Below are 22313 nucleotides of genomic sequence, written 5' to 3'. Positions count from 1 at the left end.
GAGAAGAATGAAAAAACGAATTTTGACCTGCCTCATGGCGGTGAGCCTGCTGGTATCCCTGCTGGCTGTGCCGGTGGGGGCGGCCTCTGTTACGAAATTTTCCGATGTCAGCGACAGCTACACCGCCACAGCCATTGAGACGCTGCGGCTCATGGGTGTGCTGGATGGCTACGGCGACGGGACGTTCCGGCCGGACACCGTGCTGAACCGGGCACAGTTTTGTAAGATGGCGGTATACGCCATGGATGGCAGCGGCGAGCTGGGCCGGTATTCCACCGTGACTATCTTCCCGGATGTGAAGCCCTCCCACTGGGCGTCCGCTTATATCAACATGGCCTCCCGAAAGGGAATCATCTCCGGCTTTGCCGATGGTAAATTCAAGCCCGGACAGACCGTGACCGCCGGACAGGCGGTGACGATTCTCATGCGGGGCCTCGGCTATAAAGACGAGGACATGGGCGGCGTGTGGCCCCAGAGCTACATGGCGGAGGCACAGACCAACGGCCTGCTGAAATCCACCGGCATCACCTCGGCCTACGCCGGTGTGACCCGGGCGCAGGCGGCCAAGCTCTTTATGAACCTGTTTGAAGCCAAGCACGGCAAGGGCGATGTCCTGTTCAGCTACAGCGTGGGGAAGGACGAGGTCTACCTCACCGCCGTGGATGGCGGCAAGGGCACCATGACCGCCGGCGGCACGGAATATGATATGGCACATCCCGTGACCTCCACCAGCCTCATCGGCTCCAAGGGCAAGGTTGTGACCAACAGCGAGGGAGAGATTTTGACGTTCCTGCCGGTGACAGGCAGCGGCGGCGTGTCCAACGCGGCGGTCATCATCGGCAACGGCAACGCGGGCAGTACCCTCGGCGCGCTGGCCGGAAGCAGCAGCTACAATGTCTATAAGAACGGAACGCCCGCGTCTGTCGGCGACCTGAAGCGCTACGATGTGGCGACCTATTCTGCCGCCACCAATTCCATCATCGTCAGTGATACCCGGGTATCTGTGTACTACGAGGATTGCAGTCCCTCTCCCAGCAATCCCTCTACCATCACCGTGCTGAACGGCATGAAGCTCAACGTTCTGCCTACGGCGGTGGACTCCCTTTCCAAGCTGAAGCCCGGCAAGCAGATCGTGCTGCTGCTGACTGCGGACGGTCAGGTGGCCGGCGCGGAGGACGCCAACAGCGGTAACGTGCAGGGCAACGCCATGGCCTATGTGGATGGAAGCGGCAGCGTGCAGATGATCTGCGGCGGCAGCCTGCTGACAGTGGGTACGGCCAGCGATTATGCCGGTCAGGTGGTGAGCCTTTCCAGCAGCAAGAGCGGCAGTCAGAACGTGAAGCTGAACCTTGGCAAGATTTCCGGCGGTGCCGGCGGCGAGCTGAACGTGCCGGAGCGGACGCTGGGCGGCCGGAAGCTGACGGACAACGCCTTCATTTTTGATGGCGGCAAGCAGATCGGCCTTGGCGAGCTGGGTCAGTCGGTCATCAATGAGAGCCGCGTCACCTATGCCCGGACCAACTGGGCCGGACAGGTGGACCTTGTGGTGCTGAACGGCAGCGTCACCGGCGATACGGTGTATGGCCGGGCCAAGGTGGTGACGGACCGCGATGATACCACCGGCAAGGAAACACAGTCCATCTCCATTGAGACAAAGCAGAAGACCTACGGCCCCATCAAGAGCGGCAACAACGTCAGCAGCGGCGCATGGGTGGCGGTCCGCTTCAATAAGGGAGAGACCGGCTTCACCAGCTTTGCCACCATGACCAGGCTCGGCAATGTTCCCGCCAGCGCATGGGTGGGTAAGACCGCCGTGACCTACGGCAGCCGCACCTATGAGGTGCCCTCCAACGTCCAGTGCTACAATGCCGACACGGATACGTGGATGACCGATCTGGACGCCGCACGGGATTATGGCGGCACCATGAACCTCTATGTCTATGACGGAATCGTCCGTGCCGTGGAGGTCAAGGGCTAAGGCCTTACAGACAAGTTCGCAGCAGTATTTCCAAAATTGGCCCCTGTGCCGAAATGTACAGGGGCCAATTTCAGAAAGGAGCGGTCACATGAAATGGATGCTTGCAGGATTGCTTTCTGCCGTGCTTTTGTTGGGCCTGATGGGCTGCGGTAAAAAGGAAACAGCGGACGAACCGAACAAGGCGGCGGAGAAACCGGACGTTACCATCGACTACGGAGAATCTGAGCTCTACGCAAAGGAGGAGCTGGACGATGCCATTGCGGTGATCGAGGCGGAATTTTCCACTTGGGAGGGCTGTGAACTGCACAGCCTGACCTACGGCGGTGACGATGCGTGCAGCGAGGAAAATGTTGCGTGGATGAACGAGCTGAGAGATGAGGAGACCTCTCCGGAGCCGTTCACCCAATGCGTCCTGTTTGAGAGCAGCTTCCACTCTCCCGTAGAGCAGAGGGACGCATGGGACGCCGATACGGAATATGAGGGCTGGCAGTGGTGGCTGGCCCGCTCCGAGGGTGGGGCGTGGACGCTCCTGACATGGGGCTACTGATTTGCGGCGGGAAAGCTGCCGGACAACAGTGGAAAGGAGCCGTGGACATGAAAGAGGCAAAACGCGCTTGGTGGAGGGTTCCCGTATTCTGCGTCCTTGCCGGACAGGTTTGCTTTCGACTTGAGCTTGCGCTGGGGAGACGGTTTGCCATCATCAGGCTCTCGGATGGGAGCGTCAGTGTCAACAACGAGCGGTGGCTGCTGATCTCCGCCGCGCTCTTTGCGGCAACAGTCCTTGCAGGCGGTCTGTTGTTTTTCCGAAAACGGACCAGAGGTGAACTGCTGTTTTCCGCGGGCGTCATGTTTGTACTTTGCGCGGTGTGGGGACTTGCGGCGCAGCTTACCCAAATCGGCTGGCTGAGTATCGGGTATTCGGAGAGCATGGCTTGGTGTGATGTAATCTCACAGCTATTATACCGATGGAATGTGAACCAATGGGCATCGGCCATAGTGTTCTGGGCGGCGCCGTTCCTGTTTGTTCCATTCGGCAGAAGGGAGAAAGCGGCAGAGGAACCGACAGCGCCGGCTTCGGCTGAAGATTCCTGAAAAAAATTTAACAAAAAAATTGCCCCGGCACAATCCGTGCCGGGGCAATTCTTTTGATTGCACCCAAGACAGACAAAAAGGACCCGAATGCGGCAGCATCCGAATCCTTTTTGTATATTGCGATAAAATTTATACGATTTGGAATAGATAAAACTTCAGATAATCCGTTTCCTCCACGCCCCAGAGGATGGGATGGTCGCAGGATTGCTGCCGCGCCTCGATCTGCCGGAGCTGCACCCCGGCGTCATGAGCGGCGGAGCGGAGCATGGCCTCGAACTTTTCCGCCGTGGCAAAATGGGAGCAGGAGCAGGTGGCCAGATACCCGCCCCGGGGCAGCAGCTTCATGGCCCGGTAGTTGATCTCCTTGTACCCAGTGATGGCGTTGGCTACGGTTTTCCGACTTTTGGTGAAAGCCGGCGGGTCGAGGATGATGAAGTCATATTTCCGCGGCTCCTTTTCCAGCTGGGGCAGCAGGTCGAATACGTTGGCGGCCACGCAGTCCATACGGTCGGACACGCCGTTGCGCGCCGCGTTGGCCCGGGCCATCTCCACAGCGGCCTCCGATACATCCACCGCCGTGACGCAGGCGGCGCCGCCCAGTGCAGCATTCAGGGCAAAGGAGCCGGTGTGGGTGAAGCAGTCCAGAACGGTTTTTCCCGCCGCCAGACGCCCCACCGCCCGCCGGTTGTATTTCTGGTCCAGAAAGAAGCCGGTTTTCTGGCCGTTTTCCACGTCCACCAGATATTTGACCCCGTTTTCCGTGATCTCCACCACGGGACTCTCCGGCGGCGTTTCGCCGGGGAGAATATACCAGCCCTTGCCCTGGGGCAGCCCCTCCTTGTCCCGGAGGGCCACATCGTTCCGCAGAAATACGCCCCGGATGGGCTGACCGTCCTGCCGCAGAATATCCGTCAAAGCGGGCAGCAGCGTATCCTGTAGGTTTTCCATGCCTACGGAGAGCACCTGCACGCTAAGCAGATTGTGGAACTTGTCCACCGTCAGGCCGGGGAAGGCGTCCGCCTCACCGAAAATGATGCGGCAGGCGTCCAGGTCCGCCGGGTCCATGACGGATTTGCGATACTCCCATGCCCATTGGAGCTTCCGGTGCCAGAAGGCGGCGTCAAAGCGGTCATTGGCGTTGCGGGAGATGAGCCGCACCCGAATTTTGGAGCGCTCCGAGAGGAAGCCGGTCCCCAGATACCGCCCCTTTTTGCTGACAACGTCCACCAGACCGCCGTTGGCGGTCTCGCCCTCCGTATTTAAAATCTCCGCGTCATACACCCACGGATGGCCCCGCAGAATGACGTTTTCCGCCTTGGGCGTGACGGTATAAACGGGATAGCCCCGCTCCATTTTCATAAGCTGTGCTCCTTTGTGTTCAAATCGAGGTCAGTATAGCACATTTGCCGGGAAAACGCCATACCATGTGACAGAGAGAATTTGCATGGGAGGGAAAGCTGATGCCCATTGTTTATTTAAGCCCGTCTACACAGGACTGGAACCAATACGTGACCGGCAGCGGCAGCGAGGAATACTGGATGAACAAAATTGCGGACGCCATGGAGCCGTATCTCCACTCCAGCGGCATCCGCTACCGTCGCAATGACCCGAACGGCTCCGCCGCTGCCGCCATCCGGGAGGCCAACAGCGGCTATTACGACTTTTATCTGGCGCTGCACTCCAACGCCATCGGCAATGGGGAGCCGCAAAGTTCCACCCGGGGAATCATTGCGTTTTACTATCCGGGCAGCAGCGGCGGACAGCGTGGCGCGGAGCTTATCGCGGAAAATCTGCGGGAGATCTACCCGCTGCCAAATCGGGTGACCACCCGGGCCACCACCACGCTGGGGGAGGTGGCCCGCTCCCGGTTCCCGGCGGTGCTGGTGGAGATCGGCTACCATGACAACTATTCCGACGCCCTGTGGGTCGAGGGTCATGTGGAGGACATTGCCCACCAACTGGTACGGGCGCTGACGGAGTATTTCGGCATTCCGTTCATCGCGCCCATGGACCCGGCCCGGGGCGTGGTGCGATTGAGCTACGGAACGCTGAATCTGCGGAGCAAACCGTCTTCCACCGGCACGGTCATTGCCAATCTCCCCAATGGCGCGGAGGTGACGGTTTACGGCGAATGGCAGGGGTGGTACGTGGTGGAGTACAATGGACAGACGGGCTATGCCGCAGCCGCCTTTATTGAAATTCCATAAAAACACGGCGGCAAATTTACGGTAAATGGCTTGACATCGCCGATGCATCTGATTAAACTATAAAGGGATCATTATAGGCGGCAAAGGGGTGCCCGCCTGTTTGTGTTCTGAACCGTACCGGTTGGCCCTGCGGTGAGCCGGACGGTAATTTTATGGTGTTTTTTACACCGAAAGAAAAGGAAGGAAGTACACTGTATGACTTACCTCATCGGCATCGTTGCCTTTGTGGTGGGCGCTGTGATTTTCTTCCCCCTCGGAATCAATTATCGGAAAAGGGTATCTGAAAAGGAAATCTCCAGCGCCGAAGAAGAAGGCCGGCGCATTGTAAATGAGGCAATCAAGAGCGCCGAGACCAAGAAGAAGGAAGCGCTGCTGGAGGCCAAGGAGGAGATTCTCAAAAGCCGCACTGACTACGAGAAGGAAGAAAAATCCCGCAGAGCCGATCTGCAAAGACAGGAAAACCGCTTGCAGCAGAAGGAAGAAAATCTGGACCGCAAGCTGGAGACCATTGAGAAAAAAGAAGAATCCCTTGCACAGAAGCACGCCGCTATGGAAAAGGAACAGGAGGAGATTCAAACCATTAAGCAGAGCCAGACGGCGATGCTGGAAAAAATCTCCGGCTTTACCGCGGATGAGGCCAAGGAATACCTCATTCAGCAGGTGGAGAGCGAAGTGACCCACGAGACTGCCCTCAAGATCAAAGAGGTGGAGTCCCGGATGAAGGAGGAGTGCGAGATCCGCGCCCGCGAGGTGGTGGCTCAGGCCATCCAGCGCTGCGCGGCGGACTCCGTGGCCGAGCTGACCGTCAGTGTGGTTCCCCTGCCCAATGACGAGATGAAGGGCCGCATCATCGGCCGTGAGGGCCGCAATATCCGCACCATCGAGACGCTGACCGGCGTGGACCTCATCATTGACGATACGCCGGAGGCCATCACTGTTTCCTGCTTTGAGCCCGTCCGTCGGGAGATCGCCCGGCTGGCGCTGGAAAAGCTCATTGCCGATGGCCGTATCCATCCTACTCACATTGAGGAAATGGTGGAAAAGGCCCGCCGCGAGGTGGAGGCCACCATCAAGGCCGAGGGCGAGCGGGCCATGTTTGAGTGCGGCGTCCGCAATCTCCACCCGGAGCTGGTGAAGATACTGGGCCGCCTGCATTACCGCACCAGCTACGGCCAGAACGTTCTGCAGCACTCCATTGAGGTGTCCCACATCGCCGGCATGATGGCCGCCGAATTGGGTGCCGATGTCCAGACCGCCAAGCGCGCCGGTCTGCTCCACGATCTCGGCAAGGCCGTGGATCACGAGATGGAGGGCACCCATGTGCAGTTGGGCGTGGAATTTGCCCGGAAGTACAAGGAGAAGGAAGAAATCATCCACGCCATCGAGGCCCACCACAACGATGTGGAGCCCCGCACCATCATCGCGTGCCTCGTTCAGGCGGCGGATGCCATTTCCGCAGCCCGTCCCGGTGCCCGCCGCGAGAATCTGGAGAACTACATCAAGCGGCTGGAGCAGTTGGAGAGCATTGCGTCCTCGTTCCAGGGCGTTGAGAAAGCGTATGCCATTCAGGCCGGCCGCGAGGTGCGGGTCATGGTGAAGCCCGAGCAGGTCAGCGAGGATCAGATGATTATTCTGGCTCATGACCTTGCAAAGAAGATTGAGGAAGAAATGGAATATCCCGGTCAGATCAAGGTAAATTTGATTCGGGAAACGAAATGCGTCGAATACGCAAAGTAATAAACAGCCGAAAAAATCCCCCAAGGAATGTCCTTGGGGGATTTTTAGCGTTTTTTTTGAGAAAAGAACGAAATCCGGCGGTGGTCACATGGGGCAGCACCGGGGTCAATAGCCCCGCTTCCGGTCTACAAGGTGGGATAGAGGCCGCCCAGCGGCGTAGTTGGCAAGGTCCTCGCAGAACAGCTCCACATTCCGGTCACAGGTATAGCCCAGCGTCAGGTTGCCGGAAATGTGGGGCGTCAGAATCAGATGCTTGGTGTCCCACAGGGGGTCATTTTCCGGCAGCGGCTCCGGGTCGACAACGTCCAGCGCGGCGCCGGCAATGCGGTCGGTGTTCAGGGCCTCGGCCAGCGCCGCTTGATCCAGCGCGCTGCCCCGGCCCACATTGATGACAATGGCCTCCTTCGGCAGACGGGCAATTCGCTCGCGGTTAAGAATATTCACCGTCTCCGGTGTATTGGGAAGCGCCATGACCAGCAGCTCTGCGTCCGACAGCAGACGGTCCAACTGAGAGATAGGGTAGGTCTCATCGAAAATGCCGGCCTCCCGGGCCTTTCCGCTGCGGCTGAGGCCGATGATTTTTTCAGCGCCCATGCCTCGCATCCGGCGGGCAATATTGCCGCCGAGGTCGCCGGTGCCTAAAATTGTGACACGGCAGCCGTGAATGGAGCGTACCGGCGCCGGGGCAGCCCAGCGGTGCGCCCGGGCGGCATCCAGATAGGCGGGCATCTGCCGCAGCAGCATCAGCGTTACCATAATGGTGTGCTCCGCAATGGTCACGCCGTAGGCGTTGCTGTTGCTCAAAAGGCAGTTTGGGTTGGCGAAAAGGCTTTCATCCCTGCAATAGGCGTCTACCCCGGCGGAGGAGGCGCAGTACCATTTCAGTGTGGCGGGCGCGGTGCGGAGCAGGTCCGGGGAGGCGGCGTAGAGAACCTCGCAGTGCTGCACGCAGTCGCGGGCGGCGTTAAACTGGTCCTTTGTGAAGAAATACGGCGTCATGTCAGCCGCCTCTGCGGCGGCGGTGATCTGCGCCTTGTGTGCCGGGGTCAGAAAGCTCTGGAAAATGCAGATATCACGGCTCATAAATGACTCCTTTCAGCGTGGAAAAGTGAACATATAGGAAAGTAAAATAGCTTTTCAGGCTTCTTGGTTCAGCGCATTGCAGATTTGCTCAGCGCAGCGCATCCCATCCGCAGCGGCGGAGAGGATTCCCCCGGCCCAGCCGCCGCCCTCGCCGCAGGGATACAGCCCCCGAATGGGAGACTGGCAATCGGTGTCCCGCAAAAGGCGCACCGGAGAGGAGCTGCGGCTCTCCACAGCGGTGAGCACAGCGTCCGGCTGGTCATAGCCCCGCAGCTTGCGGCCCAAAATCGGCAGCGCCTCCGCGATGGACTCGGCCACAAAGTCCGGCAGACAGTCCCGGAGATTTGTCCATGTCACACCGGGGCGATAGCTGGGCTTGATGCGCCCCGGCCCCGCAGAGGGGCGGTTCAGCAGAAAATCCTCCACCCGTTGCGAGGGGGCAAGGTATCCGCCTTGACCGGCGCGGTAGGCGGCGGCCTCCAGCCGCCGCTGGAATGCAATGCCCGCCAAGGGGCTTTCGCCGCCGAAATCCTCCGGCGTGATGTTCACCAGCAGCGCGCCGTTGATGTTTTCCTGGTCCCGGGCAAATTCGCTCATGCCGTTGGTCACCACCCGGTGTTCCTCTGACGCAGCGGCTACCACCTGGCCGCCGGGGCAGACGCAGAAGGAAAATACGCCCCGGCCGTTGGAAAGATGACAGCTCAGCTTGTACGTGGAGGCCGGGAGGCCCGGATGTCCGGCGTACTGCTTGTATTGGGCGGCGTCGCAGTCTGCTTGCCGCTGCTCAATGCGGACGCCCACGGCAAAGGGCTTAGCCTCCATGGGAACGCCCCGGCGGTACAGCATTTCAAAGGTGTCCCGGGCAGAATGGCCGGGACAGAGAATCAGGTTTTGGCAAGGGAGCGTGTAGGTTCCCTCGGGGCCGGAGACCGTGATTTTCCGCAGCGCACCGCCCCGGATATCCAAATCGGTGAGCTGGCTCTCAAAGCGGAGGTCCGTCCTGGCGTCCAATAGCTCCTGCCGCAGATTTTTCAGGGCGATGTGCAGGTAATCCGTGCCGATATGGGGCTTGGCGTCGATCAGAATGTCCGCCGGTGCGCCGCACTTTACCAGCTCCTCTAAAATAAAACGGTGCCGGATGTTCTTGGTGCCGGTATTCAGCTTTCCGTCGGAAAACGCACCGGCGCCGCCCTCGCCGAACTGGACGTTGCTGGTGAGGTCCAGTGCCCCGGTGGACCAGAAGCGCTCTACATCGGCGGTGCGTTCCTCCACCCGGCGGCCACGTTCCAATAAAATGGGACGGGCACCGGCCCGGGCCAGTACCAGCGCGGCGAACAGTCCCGCGGGTCCGGCTCCCACAATGACCGGGGGACAGTCCGGGGTGGGAACGGCTTGCGGCAGCCGATAAGCGGGCCGTGGCTCTGCGCGGGATACCCGCTTGTCCCGGCAGCGGCGGAGCACAGCGTCCTCGTTGGCGGTTTCGGCCTCCACCGTATAGACCCAATGGACCCCCTCCCGGGCGTCAATGCTGCAGCGCAGGATTCGCAGCGCCAGCAGGCGTTCCTCCGGGAGCCGCAGCACCTTTAGGACCTGCGCGCGCAGTGCGGCGTCACCGCTGCCGGGCGGGAGCTTCAGATTTTCGATTCGCAGCATGAGAGTACCTCCAAGGGAATTGATAGAAGAATTTTAGCACACTCTGCGGAAAAGAGAAAGCATGGTTCATAATTGCTTTAAAAATTTTTCAGGCAGTTTTAAGATTTCCGGCCTATACTACAGTCAAAGTTAAGGAAGTCCCCGGCGGGCCGGAACTCCGGCCACCGATCTCAAGGAGGTTTGACTTATGTATAACGATGAAAATAATTTGTATCACTACACATACCGCAAGGACGGTACGGAGCCGGGCCAGCGCTATGACGCAAAGCAGCCCAGCGTAGACGAGCAGATCAACAGCTACCGTCAGCAGCAGGCCAAACAGGCGCAGGGCGAGCAGCAGGCGCAGAGCCAGGACAATGTGCAGCCACAGAGCCAGCCCACCGGCTATGGCCCGGCAGGCGGACAGCAGCCCCAGCACAAGTCCGCAAAGAGCCGTGTCGGCATGAAGGTCGCGTCCTTGGCGCTGGTGTGCGCCCTGTTGGGCGGCTTGGTAGGCGGCGGCACGGCGTACCTTGTGAGCAACCGGTCCAACAGCGATACCACGGAGGTGAATGTCTCCAACCGCAGGCCCACGGAAATTCAAGTCAAGACCGTGGACGGGAAAACCGCCATGACGGACGCGGAGCTATATGCCGCCAATGTCAACAGCGTGGTGTCCATCAACATTACTGCCACCTCTGACCCTAACTTCTTTGGCCAGACCACACAGACCGCTGGCGCCGGTTCCGGCTTCATCCTGACGCCGGACGGCTACATCGTTACCAACTACCATGTGGTAGGCGACGCCGATACCGTGAAGGTCACACTGTACAACGGCGACAGCTATGACGCCCAGTATATCGGCGGCGACGAGGACTACGATATTGCCGTCATCAAGATCGAGGCCGAAAACCTGCCTAACGTAACGCTGGGCGACAGCGACAGCCTGAATGTGGGCGATCACATCCTGGCTATCGGCAACCCGCTGGGCGAGCTGACGTTTTCCATGAGTGAGGGCATTGCTTCCTCGGTGAACCGCGCTATTGATGTAGACGGAACTCCCTTCAACATGATTCAGGTCACGGCGGCTATTAATCCCGGCAACTCCGGCGGCCCGCTGTTCAACGAGTACGGCGAGGTTGTGGGCATTGTGTCCGCCAAGTATTCCAGCTACGCCAGCCAGAGCGTTGAGGGTCTGGGCTTCGCCATCCCTATCAACGATGTGGCGGCTATGATTCAGGATATCATGACCAACGGCTATGTCAGCAACAAGGCATATCTTGGCATCACCCCCGGCACCATGAATGAGCAGATGGCCGCCCAGTATCGCTATGATGTTACCAAGGGCGTGTTCATCTACTCCGTGGAGGATGGCAGCGCCGCTGACAAAGCGGGTCTCAAGATGGGCGATGTTATCATGAAGATTGACGGTACGGATGTGGACTCCTATCAGGACCTGGTGGCCCTGAAGAAGAAGTACTCCGCCGGTGATGAATCCACGTTCACCATTTACCGTGACGGTAAGCAGCAGGACGTCTCCGTGACGTGGGGCGCCGTGCCTGCGGATCAGGCCACGGACAACAACAGCCAGTCCCAGCAGAGCCAGAACAATAACAGCAATTCCAACAACGGCTCCTATAACGGCGGCAATGGCTATTACAGCAATCCGTGGGATATCTTCAACTACTACTTCGGCAATCAGGGCTGATCAGCTCACGGTTTGAAAAATTCAGAAAAAGCAGGGCGCTGTGCATCGCACAGCGCCCTGCTTTTATTGTCCTCGTTTAAAATTGTTTTTACGAAGAATTACTGCTCACCCGGAAGGAAAGTACTGTCAAAGCCGTAGGGCAGCAGGTCCCGGAGCGTCAGCTCCAGTGCCTCCCCCTTGCCGTTGAGACAGATGACCTGCATTTCCGGCGCGAACTCCTTCATAAACTGGCGGCACATCCCACAAGGGTAGCAGTAATCGCTGCTGCGTCCGGCGATGACAATGCGTACAAAATCCGTATGTCCTTCGCTGACAGCCTTGCTCATGGCGGTGCGCTCGGCGCAGGTGCCTACCGGATAAACGGCATTTTCAATGTTGCAGCCGGTAAATACCGTCCCATCGGCGCATTCCAGCGCCGCACCAACGGGAAAATGGGAATAAGGGCAATGGGCCCGGTCCAGCATGGCTACAGCGGCGGCCTTTAATTCTTCAAGACTCATATTACTTCTCCTTTCACAGCTTTAATTGGTTTTCGGCGTCCACTTCACGCCCCGGTCCGGGCGCACGGTCAAGTCTATGATGTCCCGGGCGTCGTAGAACTGACTGTACCAGCCGATGACCTTATCGCTGCCACGGAGGGTGGTCCCGTCAGGGTGAAGCCTGTCACAGATCACGGCGCAGATGTCGGTTTTGATTTTGGAGTACGAGCTGATTCCGACGGAGGCGAAGACCCGAAAGCCCTGCTCCTGCAAATACCTGAAAATAGGACCGGTCTGCTTTACATCGTCTCCGTCCGGTCGGGCGCCGTGGGGATAGTAGAGGATGGTGGTGGGGCCTACCAGACTGCCGACCTCATCCAGCCAGCGCTTTGTATCCGCCTGCACCCGCTCCAGCGAGGAGGACGAGAGATTGATATGTCCCCATGTATGGCTTCCGAACGTCCAGCCGGTGCGCTTGAGCTCGGCGATGATGGGCTTCACTGACTCCCGCTCCTTCTGCCGGTTGGCCTCCAGCTCATCATTCCACACCTTCGTGTCCGTGTTGGTGCGGTAGCCTAAAATGCCCTGATAGCCGGTGAGGCTCAGGCTGCCCTTGGCACCGAAGGGGGAGAAGTCCGGGTGCTCCCGGACGAACTTGTCCAGAATGGTGATAGCGTCCAAATCCTGCGAGACAACCTCATTGCCCTGCGGGTCCAGACCATAGCTCCAGATAAGACCATCGTCCCCGATGATGAGCTTGTAGGTAAAGCCATCCTTGAGCATATAGTCATAATAGTTTACATCGTCATAGGAGAGAATCAAAGGCTTTTTGCCCTCCGGGAGGTACAGCGTGTTGCGGACCATGACCGGCTGACCGTTTGCGTCCGTGCTCTCGCTCCACACATCGCCTATGTCCACCAAAACATAGCCCCGGTCATAGACGCTCTGCAAAATTTTGTCATACTCGTCCACTGTTACCATCCAGTCATCGATTCCGTCAGACTGGGAATCGCCGTCAAAGGCCAGCTCGGGATAGGCCACAACGGGGTGGAAAAAGAGGTGCTCCACGATACCGTCCCACGCCGTGTAGGTCACGCCGTCCACAGTGCCCCGATCAACGGTGGGGGAGGAAATGACGTAGGGTTCCGGCTCCGTCTGCGCGGGAGTTTCAGGCTCCGGGGTTTCGGCAGGCGGTTCCTCTGGCCGTGTGGAGGTGTCTGCCTTGGGGGCGGAGGAACAGGCGGTGAGGGAGAGCGCGAGCGTCAATGACAAAAGAAAAGCGGAAATACACCGCATGAAAACAGATCCTTTCTGTCGAAAATCAGATACAGTATACCAGAAAGGCCGCGAAAAGTAGCAACAATTTGATGACAAAGTGGCAGGGCGCAGCCCTGCCGCTTTGTCATCTGTGGACTACCGCTTGTCGCCGGGCTTGAACAGCAGCGCCATCAGTACGCCGAAAACCACGGCCGCCGCGATTCCGCCGGCAGTGGCGGTGAGACCGCCGGTAAAAACGCCCAGCCAGCCCTTTTCGGCAACAGCCTTGGCAACGCCCTTTGCCAGCGCGTGACCGAAGCCTGTCAGGGGTACGGTGGCCCCGGCACCGCCCCAGTCGGCAATGGGCTGGTACAGCCCCACGGCGCTGAGCGCAACGCCCGCCACCACATAGCCGGTGAGGATACGGGCGGGGGTGAGCTGGGTGCGGTCAATGAGAACCTGCCCGATAGCGCAGAGCACGCCGCCGCAGAGAAATGCTTTCAGATATTCCATCGCTTTACCTTTCTGTGCTGACGCACACCAAATGACAGATACCGGGAATGGATTCTCCCTGAAAGCTGGAGGTGGGGGAGAGCAGCGCCCCGGTGGGGGCAAACAGCACCCGCCGCCAGCGGCCCTGCTTTAAGCCTGTGAGGATATAGCCGTTGAACACAGCGGCGGAGCAGCCGCAGCCGGAGCCGCCAGCGTGCATATCCTGCCCCTCCCGGTCATAGAGCAGCATTCCGCAGTCAAAATAGTTTTTGGAGAGGTCAACACCGTCCTGTCGGAAAAAATCCGTGACGATGCCGTGGCCCAGCTCGCCGAGGTCCCCGGTGAAAATAGCGTCATAGTCCTGCGGGCCGGTGCCGGTATCGGAGAAGTAGGCCCGGAGCGTATCGTAGGCGGCGGGGGCCATGGCCGCGCCCATGTTGTTGGGGTCGGTGATGCCCTTGTCCACGATTTTGCCGCAGGTGACATGGGTGATATACGGCCCCGGCCCTTGGGCGGAGAGCAGCGTACACCCGGCGGCAGTGGCAGTCCATTGGGTGGTAGGCGTCCGCTGGCTTCCATAGGGCACTGGCATCCGGTACTGCCGTTCCGCTGTGCAGAAATGGGAGCTGGCCTGCGCGGCGGCCTTTTCGGCGAAGCCGCCGTCAATGAGCATGGCCGCCAGCGCCAAAGATTCCCCCATGGTGGAGCAGGCGCCGTATAGCCCGAAAAAGGGAATGCTGAAGTCCCGCAGACCGAAGGAGGAGCCGATGCACTGGTTCAAAAGGTCACCCGCCAGCACATAGTCCAGCTCGTCCGGCGCAAGGCCCGCCTGCTCCAGCGCCCGCCGCAGTACCCGTTCCTGCATGGCTGACTCTGCCTTTTCCCATGTTTTTTCTCCAAAAAACGAGTCCTCGCACAGCTCGTCAAAGTATTTTGCCAGCGGTCCCTGCCCCTCCATCCGCCCGCCGATATTGGCAAAGGACAGCACCGAGGGCGGTGTCCGCAGGGCCACGGTACGCCGTCCTATCCGCTTGCCGTTCATAGACATTCCTCCCTGAAAACGGTTTTGGAAGCAGTATGCCCAAAGAACTGGAAATTATGAAAAATCGAGCGGCACGTGCTTTGGCAAATTACCAGAAATATTCGTCGAAATTGAAGGGGGCGCGGCTTGTGTTTCCATGGGGGGTGTGCTATGATAAAGACGGAAATTGAGAGAAAATGCAGATTTATGTCCACACTCGTCTTGAAGATATGCAAGGCGGTTTTGTATGGAGAATAACAAAGCCTTGGAGGGGTAGTTATGGAGAAAAAATTGTATGACAACTGTGTAGAGATTCTCAAGGAAGAACTCATCGCCGCTATGGGGTGTACAGAGCCCATCGCGATCGCCTTTGTGTCCGCACTGGCACGCAAGACGCTGGGAAGTGAGCCTGTATCCTGCGAGGTCCTGTGCAGCGGCAACATTGTGAAGAACGTGATGGGCGTTGTGGTTCCCAATTCTCAGGGTCAGCGCGGCATTGCCGTGGCGGCCGTTCTGGGAATTGTGGGTGGTGATTCCGACCGTGAACTGGAGGTTTTGCAGAGCGTGACGCCGGAGGATGTGGAGAAGGCCCGGAAGCTCATTGCCGAGGGCTTTTGCACCTGCCAACTGGCCAAGGGCGTTGAGAACCTCTTTGTGGAAGTGCATCTCAAGGATGCGGAGGGCCATACTGTCACGGCGCAGATCAAGGATCACCACAATAATGTGACGCTGCTGCAGAAGGACGATACCGTTTTGGTGTCCGCCAAGCAGGACAGCTCCGCCAACACCAAGAAGGGCGACCGGTCCCTGCTGACCATTAAGGGCATTCTGGAATTCGCCGATGAAGTGCGGATGGAGGATGTGAAGGAACTGCTGGATCGTCAGATTCAAATGAACTCCGCTATCTCTCAGGAAGGCTTGAAAAATCCCTATGGCGCCGAGGTAGGCCGTGTGCTGCTGCAGCACGGCAATGACCTCCGTACTCGTGCGCGTGCCGCTGCCGCCGCCGGCAGCGATGCCCGGATGGGCGGCTGTGCGCTGCCGGTGGTTATCAACTCCGGCAGCGGCAATCAGGGCATTACCGTCACGATGCCCATTCTCGAGTACGCCAAGGAATACCATATTGACGATGAGAAGGTCCGCCGCGCTCTGGTGGTGGCAAACCTCATTTCCGTGCACCAGAAGAAGTACATTGGCAGCCTTTCCGCCTATTGCGGCGCTACCAGCGCCGCCTGCGCCTCTGCGGTGGGTATCGCCTATATGCTGGGCGAATCCTATGAGGTGATCTGCAGCGTCATCACCAATGCCATTGCCACCATCGGCGGCATGGTGTGCGACGGTGCAAAGTCCTCCTGCGCCGCCAAGATCGCCGCTGCGGTGGAGTGTGCTCTGCTGGGTCTTGAAATGGCCCGGGGTGAGCACGTGTTCCAGCCCGGCGAGGGTCTGGTGAAGGATAACGTTGAGGATACCATCCGCAGCGTGGGCCGCATGGGCCGGGACGGCATGAAGGAGACCGATATCGAGATTCTCAACATCATGCTGGGTAAGTAAAATTGAATAAAGCAATCGCCGAAAGGGTCCGGGGAAACCCGGGCCCTGAAGCTGCCGGAAGAAACAGCAGCTTTTCCGAGGCGGTAAGGAAGGGTGTGCGCGGGAAACCAAAGAAGGGTGTCCTGCATGTTTTGAAAATTGGACTCAGCTTGGCAAAATTTTTTGCCAAGCTGAGGGTCCGGGGAAACCCGGGCCCTTTCGGTACGCTTTCTATGGAAAAATGTTGTAATCTGCGGCGGAACGTGCTATGATGGCTACTGTCAACAGGGGAGCTTGCGCGAGCGGGCTGAGAGTGGGCTGCAGCGCCCAGACCCGGAACCTGATTTGAATCATGCCAACGTAGGGAGATGCCGTTGCTGACACGTTTGAAGGCAATGCGGATATGTCTTTGCGGCATATCCGCATTTTTATTTTGATGGAGGCGTCAGGTATGAAGCTTGATAAACGCGATCTGCTGCTCTATGCCGTAACGGACCGTCACTGGCTGAACGGACGTACACTGCTGGAGGTGGTCCGGGAGAGTCTGGACGGTGGTGTGACCATGCTCCAGCTCCGTGAAAAGACATTGGAGGAGGGAGCGTTTTTAGAGGAGGCCAGAGCGCTTCAGGCCCTATGCCGGGAGCGTCATGTCCCCTTTATCGTCAATGATAATGTGGACATTGCAAGGGCCATGGGCGCAGATGGCGTCCATGTGGGCCAGAGCGATATGGAGGCGCTGGACGTCCGGGCCAAGCTGGGGCCGGACAAGATCATCGGCGTTTCCGCCCACTCGGTAGAGGAGGCGCTGCTGGCAGAGAAGCACGGCGCGGACTATCTCGGAGTGGGCGCGATGTTCCCCACCGGCTCCAAGGCCGATGTGCAGGAGCTCCCCTATGAGACACTGAAGGACATCTGCGCCGCCGTATCGATTCCAGTGGTGGCCATCGGCGGCATTTCTCAGGAGAATGTGGCCAAGCTGGCAGGCAGCGGCATCTGCGGTGTGGCGGTCATCAGCGCCATTTACGCCGCAAAGAATATCAAGTCCGCCGCAGAGGAGCTGAAAGCCGCCGCAGAGGCTATGCTGCGGGCATGATTCGGGGAGCCATCTTTGATCTGGATGGAGTGCTGCTGGACTCCATGGGAATCTGGAGGGATTTAGGCGCCCGGTATCTGCGGGCGCGGGGCATCAGTCCAGCACCGGGCCTTGGGGAGGTGCTGTTTGCCATGAGCATGGAGCAGGGAGCGGCTTATCTGAAGACCCATTATTCTCTGCCGGAAGGTGAAGTGGAAATATGGGACGGAATTGCCGCGCTGCTGGCGGATTATTACGGCTATGAGGTCCCGGCCAAGCCCGGTGCGGAGGAACTGCTGCAATTTTTCTCCCGGCGGGGTATCCCCATGGCGGCAGCGACCTCCAGCCCCCGGAATCATGTAGAGCGGGCGCTGACACGGCTGGGCCTGCGGCCCTATCTCAAAACGATACTGACCACTACAGAGATAGGGGAGAGCAAGCACGCCCCGACGATTTACCACCGGGCGGCGGTTGCGCTGGGAACAGTCCCGGCGGAAACGCTGGTATTTGAGGATTCCCTCTATGCGATGCAAACCGCCAAGGCGGCGGGCTACAGGACCGTGGGTGTTTATGACGGACAGGGCGAGCCGGATCAGGCGGGGCTGCGGCAGGCGGCGGAGGTCTATCTGACAGAGTTGGCCGCTTTCCCGGCGTATTGGCCCGCACTCAATAACTGTAACTAAATCAAAAGTTGGTACCATCAGTTGATAAGGGCAAACACGGTTTTTCGGAACTGAAACAACATCCAGCTTCGTTTTCCTCATTGCCGGGCGGCAGCCCGGCTGCTTCGTCAGCCTCGCTGAGCCGCCGTTTCCGATCCCGAAAAACTCCGAAGGACCTTCCAGCGAGCAAAAATGGGCGCTGATGCGGAAGCGGACGAAGGCTTGCTGGCGCAAGCCAAGGACAATGACAAAATCAGCGGCTATTTAGGCCGCTGGAAAGCATATTTGCCCTTATCAATTGATGATAGGGACTTACCCTATGTTCAGGCGGTACATGGGGGGCACCACCTTGTATTGCGTTGTAAAACCGTGCTGTAAAAAGAAAGGAAGTATTTAGATGAAAACAGCGTTGACCATTGCCGGAAGCGATTCCAGCGGAGGCGCCGGGATTCAGGCGGATATCAAGACCATGATGGCGAACGGCGTTTATGCCATGAGTGCTGTTACGGCCCTGACCGCCCAGAATACTACCGGCGTCACAGATATTTTGGAGTCCACACCCTATTTTTTGGGTGAGCAGCTGGACGCTGTTTTTACTGATATTTTCCCGGACGCCGTGAAGATCGGCATGGTCTCCTCTGCGGAGCTCATCACAGTGATCGCGGAGAAGCTGAAGCAGTACGGCGCAAAGCATATCGTGGTGGACCCGGTGATGGTGGCCACCTCCGGGGCAAAGCTCCTGCGGTCGGATGCCATGGAAGCACTGGCCAGGCTGCTGCCTATGGCAGAGGTGCTGACCCCCAATATTCCAGAGGCGGAAATCCTCTCTGGACTGTCCATCACGGACGCAACAGGCATGGAGACCGCCGCAAAGAGCATCAGTGAGCGGTACGGCTGCGCCGTACTGTGCAAGGGCGGCCATCAGATCAATGACGCCGATGATCTGCTGTGGCGTCATGGTGTGGGAAAATGGTTTCGGGGCAAGCGCATCAATAATCCCAATACCCATGGTACCGGCTGCACCCTCTCCAGCGCCATTGCCTCCAATCTGGCCAAGGGCTATGGACTGGATGAGGCCGTGGAGCGGGCCAAGGCGTACATCTCCGGGGCGCTGGCGGCTATGCTGGACTTGGGGCACGGCTCCGGCCCCATGAATCATGCGTTTGAGCTGCAGGGAGAGTTTATGAAGTGACTTTCCCGTAATTGCAGCGGCCTAATACCGTAGTGTGTCCGACAATAGCGGCTTGACCTTGCCGGGGACGGAAACTGAACGTAAAAAATCGGAAGATTACCTTCGGCAGAACGCCTTCCGAGATATAGCTTGGAAAATGAAAAAGTGAGAGAACACCCCGGTACGGTCAGCCGTACCGGGGTGTTTTCCAAGAAAAGGTAGCTGCGGCCTGATTTTTTTTGTGGTAAACGCTTAAATTGAGGAAATAGCGCGAAAACACTTGTAATTACTGGAAGAACGTGGTATCTTAACAGAAATTGAACGAGGATAGAGGCGCGGCGCGCAAGAGTACCCCCGGAGCCAAGGACAGGCATCCGCCGGAGGGAAAGGGCAAGCCGCCGAAGGGTCGTTGCTTTGCCTGAGGGGCGATCACCTGGGCCGTCGGAGAATATCCGCCGGACTGCCACATTTGTGGAGCGCTATCAGACCACCGTTTCGCCGCAGCCATTGGGTCTTGCGGAAAAAACAGGTGTTCCGGCTATGATCTCCACGGGGATCATAGCTTTTTTGTTATCCTTTTTCAATTCAATTTCGGTCAAAAGAGAAAGGATGACCAAGATGGAAAACAAGAGAATCGTAAGACCGTGGCAGGCGGCATGGATGCTGCTTGTCGGCATCGCCGTGATCATTGCGGGGCTGCTGGTGATGAAGCTGAACAACCGCATCGTTTTGGCATTGGACGGTGTGATCATGTGCCTGATGGCATGGTGCTTCGGCATCCCCTATGCGGAGCTGCAGCAGGGCATCAAGGAAACGGTGTCCTCCATGATCGTGGCAATTCTAATTTTGCTGTCCGTAGGCGTTTTAGTGGGTGTGTGGATGGCCAGCGGCACGGTGCCGGTGATGATTTACTACGGTATGAAGGTTTTGACGCCGGGCCTGTTTTTGCCGGTGGTGTGCATTCTCTGTACGCTGATGTCCACCATGGCAGGCACCTCCTGGGGTACGCTGGCTACTGTGGGCGTGGCCTGCATGGGTGTGGCACAGGGCTTGGGTGTGCCGCTGCCGGCGGCTGCCGGCGCGGTATGCACCGGCGCCTTCTTCGGCGATAAGATTTCCCCCCTGTCCGATTCCCCGGTCATTACCGCCACAGTCTGTGAGGTGCCGCTGATGGAGGGCATCCGCCACGCGCTCATCTCCACCGGCCCGGCCTATCTCATTTCTTTAGTGTTCTTCTTCCTCTACGGTCTGCGGTTTGCCGGCGGCACGGTGGGCGGTCAGGTGTATGAGGATATCCTCGCTACCGTCTCCGCCGAGTTCTGGCTCAGCCCGGTGCTGCTGCTGCCTGTGGCGGTGGTTGTGGCGCTGATCTTGCTGAAGAAGCCCACCATTCCCACGTTTGTAGCAGGCATCGCTGTGGGCGCCGTGCTGGCGATGGTATTTCAGGGCGAGAGCCTGAAGGACATCCTGACGGTGATGTACAGCGGCTTTTCCGTGGAGTCCGGCTCCGATGTGGTAAACTCCATGCTGAACCGGGGCGGCTTTACCTCCATGCTCTCTACCATCGGTCTGCTCATCGCCGCCGGTATCTTCGGCGCGCCGCTGCGTACCGCCGGTGTGGTGGATGTGCTGCTGGCCTTTGTGCGCCGGGTGGCAAAGAGCTCCCGCACCATGTCCCTCGGCGTGCTGCTTCTGCACGCGGTGTTCTTTACCATCACTGGCGCGTACTATGTCTCCTATCCGGTGGTGGGCGGCATGGTGAAGGACCTTTATCCGGAGTATGGTCTGGACCGTAAGAACCTGATGCGTACCCTGCTGGATACCGGCACGGGCCTTGCGCCGCTGGTGTCATGGTCCACCACTGGGTCCTATACGGCCACAACGCTGGGTATCGGAAATCTGGCCTTTTTACCCTATGCGCCGATGCTGTGGCTGTCTATCGTATTTTCTGTGATCTATGCCGTGACGGGCATCGGCACCGCGCGGGCGAAGGAGGAAAACTGACAATGGAACGCATTTTACAGCGCTGGTATGATATGATTTCCATTAACTCCGTCAACGGTCATGAGGCCGCCATGGCGGATTATGTGGCAAACGTCCTTCGGGAGATCGGCATGGATCCGCACTACAGCTATTTTGACGAGGATACTGCCCGGGAGCGGCCCTCCCTCTGGTCCGTGCTGGACAGCGGACGCCCCGGCAAGACGGTGCTGCTTATTGGCCATTTGGATACCGTGGGCGTCTCCGACCGCTGGGATACCGACCCCTTCGTACCCACGGAGATCGATGGAAAGGTATACGGCCGGGGGGCTATGGACATGAAGGGCGGACTTGCCGCTATTTTAGAGACCCTGACCTACTATGCCGCTCATCGAGACACTTTCAGGGGCAAGATTCTCGCCTGCTTCGTGGCGGACGAGGAGGGGCTGAGCAAGGGCAGCTATCAGTTGGTGGCGGAGGATGTGATTCACGCCAATTACGCCATTATGGGCGAGTGCCGCTACGATAATGTGGCGGTGGGCTTCCGGGGCCGGTACAGCTTTGAGGTGACGGTCCACGGACAAACGGCCCATGCCAGCCATTACCCGGAGGTGGGCGAGAACGCGCTGATCTCCGGCGGCAGACTGGCCGCCGCTATCGAGGCCCTGCCGACCCTTCAGCATCCCCATCTCAAGCACGGAACGTGGTGCGTGCGGTACATGGAGGGCGGAGATCCCGGTACGCTGGTGGTGCCGGAGCGGTGCTATATCTTTGTGGACCGCTACGTGGTCCCCGGCGAAACGGACAAGACCTGTATCGACCAGATTTTGGGCGCGGCCCGGGAGCTGGGACTGGAGGGCAAGGTAGATGTCCGGCTCAAGCCCCGGAAGTCTCCCTATATGCAGTCCTTTGCGCTGGAGGAGGATCACCGGCTGGTGCGGACGCTGCAGGCGCAGTTCCGGGCTGTGACGGGTGAGGACCTTCCCTGTGCTTACGATGCTTCGGTGTGCGATTCCAACATTCTTGCGGTGACGCTGGGGATTCCCACGGTCACGTTCGGCCCCTCCGGCGGCAATATGCACGGCGATAATGAGTACGGCTATGCGTGGCAGGTGAAAAACTGCGGCGAAATTTACCGCCGCACGGTGGCAGAGCTGCTGAATAACGAGGAATAAGCAAAAATAGAGCAAGGACCGTGAACGGCTGTTCACG

20 protein-coding genes and 1 riboswitch are annotated in these 22313 nt (G+C 58.7%); of the genes, 13 read left to right on the top strand and 7 right to left on the bottom strand.

Going from position 1 to position 22313, the window contains the following annotated elements; genetic code table 11:
* Window positions 1–7: 7 nt before the first annotated feature.
* From PY311_RS00485 to PY311_RS00475, 3 genes are all read left to right on the top strand, one after another.
* On the top strand, window positions 8–1978 hold the full coding sequence (locus PY311_RS00485) for an S-layer homology domain-containing protein (RefSeq protein WP_286146706.1): 1971 nt from the start codon (window positions 8–10) through the stop codon (window positions 1976–1978).
* An 88-nt stretch (window positions 1979–2066) separates the two neighbouring features.
* Window positions 2067–2525 carry a hypothetical protein gene (locus PY311_RS00480; protein WP_286146705.1) on the top strand — a complete coding sequence of 153 codons (459 nt, stop codon included), beginning with the start codon at window positions 2067–2069 and terminating at the stop codon, window positions 2523–2525.
* Window positions 2526–2572: 47 nt separating this feature from the next.
* Complete coding sequence (locus PY311_RS00475; protein ID WP_286146704.1) at window positions 2573–3070, top strand: hypothetical protein; 498 nt, start codon at window positions 2573–2575, stop codon at window positions 3068–3070.
* 129 nt (window positions 3071–3199) lie between these two features.
* On the opposite strand, the gene PY311_RS00470 is transcribed toward PY311_RS00475, so the two are convergent.
* Complete coding sequence (locus tag PY311_RS00470) at window positions 3200–4429, bottom strand: class I SAM-dependent rRNA methyltransferase (protein ID WP_286146703.1); 1230 nt, start codon at window positions 4427–4429, stop codon at window positions 3200–3202.
* Between the two features lie 101 nt (window positions 4430–4530).
* Between PY311_RS00470 and PY311_RS00465 the strand changes: the two genes are divergently transcribed.
* Window positions 4531–5277 (top strand): N-acetylmuramoyl-L-alanine amidase, encoded by a 747-nt coding sequence (locus tag PY311_RS00465; RefSeq protein ID WP_286146702.1) that lies wholly within the window; start codon window positions 4531–4533, stop codon window positions 5275–5277.
* A gap of 195 nt (window positions 5278–5472) precedes the next feature.
* Entirely contained in the window at window positions 5473–7014 is a 1542-nt protein-coding gene (gene rny / locus PY311_RS00460; RefSeq protein WP_286146701.1) for a ribonuclease Y, read from the top strand.
* 105 nt (window positions 7015–7119) lie between these two features.
* Here rny and PY311_RS00455 read toward each other — a convergent pair whose 3' ends face one another.
* Window positions 7120–8097, bottom strand: a complete 978-nt coding sequence (locus PY311_RS00455; RefSeq protein WP_286146700.1) for a D-2-hydroxyacid dehydrogenase — start codon at window positions 8095–8097, stop codon at window positions 7120–7122.
* Between the two features lie 54 nt (window positions 8098–8151).
* Window positions 8152–9750, bottom strand: coding sequence for an NAD(P)/FAD-dependent oxidoreductase (locus PY311_RS00450; RefSeq protein WP_286146699.1), 1599 nt, complete (start codon window positions 9748–9750; stop codon window positions 8152–8154).
* 187 nt (window positions 9751–9937) lie between these two features.
* Here PY311_RS00450 and PY311_RS00445 point away from each other — a divergent pair, with 187 nt between their 5' ends.
* Window positions 9938–11437 carry a S1C family serine protease gene (locus PY311_RS00445; protein ID WP_286146698.1) on the top strand — a complete coding sequence of 500 codons (1500 nt, stop codon included), beginning with the start codon at window positions 9938–9940 and terminating at the stop codon, window positions 11435–11437.
* Window positions 11438–11535: 98 nt separating this feature from the next.
* On the opposite strand, the gene cdd is transcribed toward PY311_RS00445, so the two are convergent.
* The 4 genes from cdd to spoVAD all read right to left on the bottom strand — a co-directional run bounded on the left by cdd (window position 11536) and on the right by spoVAD (window position 14707).
* Window positions 11536–11937, bottom strand: a complete 402-nt coding sequence (gene cdd, locus PY311_RS00440) for a cytidine deaminase (RefSeq protein WP_286146697.1) — start codon at window positions 11935–11937, stop codon at window positions 11536–11538.
* Window positions 11938–11958: 21 nt separating this feature from the next.
* Window positions 11959–13212 carry a polysaccharide deacetylase family protein gene (locus PY311_RS00435; protein WP_286146696.1) on the bottom strand — a complete coding sequence of 418 codons (1254 nt, stop codon included), beginning with the start codon at window positions 13210–13212 and terminating at the stop codon, window positions 11959–11961.
* Window positions 13213–13329: 117 nt separating this feature from the next.
* Window positions 13330–13686: a stage V sporulation protein AE gene (gene spoVAE, locus PY311_RS00430; RefSeq protein WP_286146695.1), complete on the bottom strand. Its 357-nt coding sequence runs from the start codon at window positions 13684–13686 to the stop codon at window positions 13330–13332.
* A gap of 4 nt (window positions 13687–13690) precedes the next feature.
* Window positions 13691–14707 (bottom strand): stage V sporulation protein AD, encoded by a 1017-nt coding sequence (gene spoVAD, locus PY311_RS00425; protein WP_286146694.1) that lies wholly within the window; start codon window positions 14705–14707, stop codon window positions 13691–13693.
* A 258-nt stretch (window positions 14708–14965) separates the two neighbouring features.
* On the opposite strand from spoVAD, the gene PY311_RS00420 reads away from it, so the two are divergent.
* The 7 genes from PY311_RS00420 to PY311_RS00390 all read left to right on the top strand — a co-directional run bounded on the left by PY311_RS00420 (window position 14966) and on the right by PY311_RS00390 (window position 22276).
* Window positions 14966–16237, top strand: coding sequence for an L-cysteine desulfidase family protein (locus tag PY311_RS00420; RefSeq protein ID WP_286146693.1), 1272 nt, complete (start codon window positions 14966–14968; stop codon window positions 16235–16237).
* 430 nt (window positions 16238–16667) lie between these two features.
* On the top strand, window positions 16668–17309 hold the full coding sequence (gene thiE, locus PY311_RS00415) for a thiamine phosphate synthase (protein ID WP_286146692.1): 642 nt from the start codon (window positions 16668–16670) through the stop codon (window positions 17307–17309).
* Entirely contained in the window at window positions 17306–17971 is a 666-nt protein-coding gene (locus PY311_RS00410) for an HAD family hydrolase (protein WP_286146691.1), read from the top strand. Before thiE ends, PY311_RS00410 begins: the two co-directional genes overlap by 4 nt.
* A 171-nt stretch (window positions 17972–18142) precedes the next feature.
* Window positions 18143–18328, top strand: coding sequence for a hypothetical protein (locus PY311_RS00405; RefSeq protein WP_286146690.1), 186 nt, complete (start codon window positions 18143–18145; stop codon window positions 18326–18328).
* A 19-nt stretch (window positions 18329–18347) separates the two neighbouring features.
* Complete coding sequence (thiD, locus tag PY311_RS00400; RefSeq protein ID WP_286146689.1) at window positions 18348–19142, top strand: bifunctional hydroxymethylpyrimidine kinase/phosphomethylpyrimidine kinase; 795 nt, start codon at window positions 18348–18350, stop codon at window positions 19140–19142.
* Window positions 19143–19441: 299 nt separating this feature from the next.
* A riboswitch (Lysine riboswitch) is annotated at window positions 19442–19611 on the top strand.
* 128 nt (window positions 19612–19739) lie between these two features.
* On the top strand, window positions 19740–21125 hold the full coding sequence (nhaC, locus tag PY311_RS00395) for a Na+/H+ antiporter NhaC (protein WP_286146688.1): 1386 nt from the start codon (window positions 19740–19742) through the stop codon (window positions 21123–21125).
* A 2-nt stretch (window positions 21126–21127) separates the two neighbouring features.
* Window positions 21128–22276, top strand: coding sequence for a M20 family metallopeptidase (locus PY311_RS00390; protein WP_286146687.1), 1149 nt, complete (start codon window positions 21128–21130; stop codon window positions 22274–22276).
* The last annotated feature ends 37 nt before the right edge of the window (window positions 22277–22313 follow it).

Source organism: Neopoerus faecalis (assembly GCF_029218125.1).
Lineage (GTDB): Bacteria > Bacillota > Clostridia > Oscillospirales > Oscillospiraceae > Oscillibacter > Oscillibacter faecalis_A.
The sequence above is the reverse complement of the archived record's forward strand: the minus strand, read 5'-3'. Positions and strand labels throughout refer to the sequence as shown.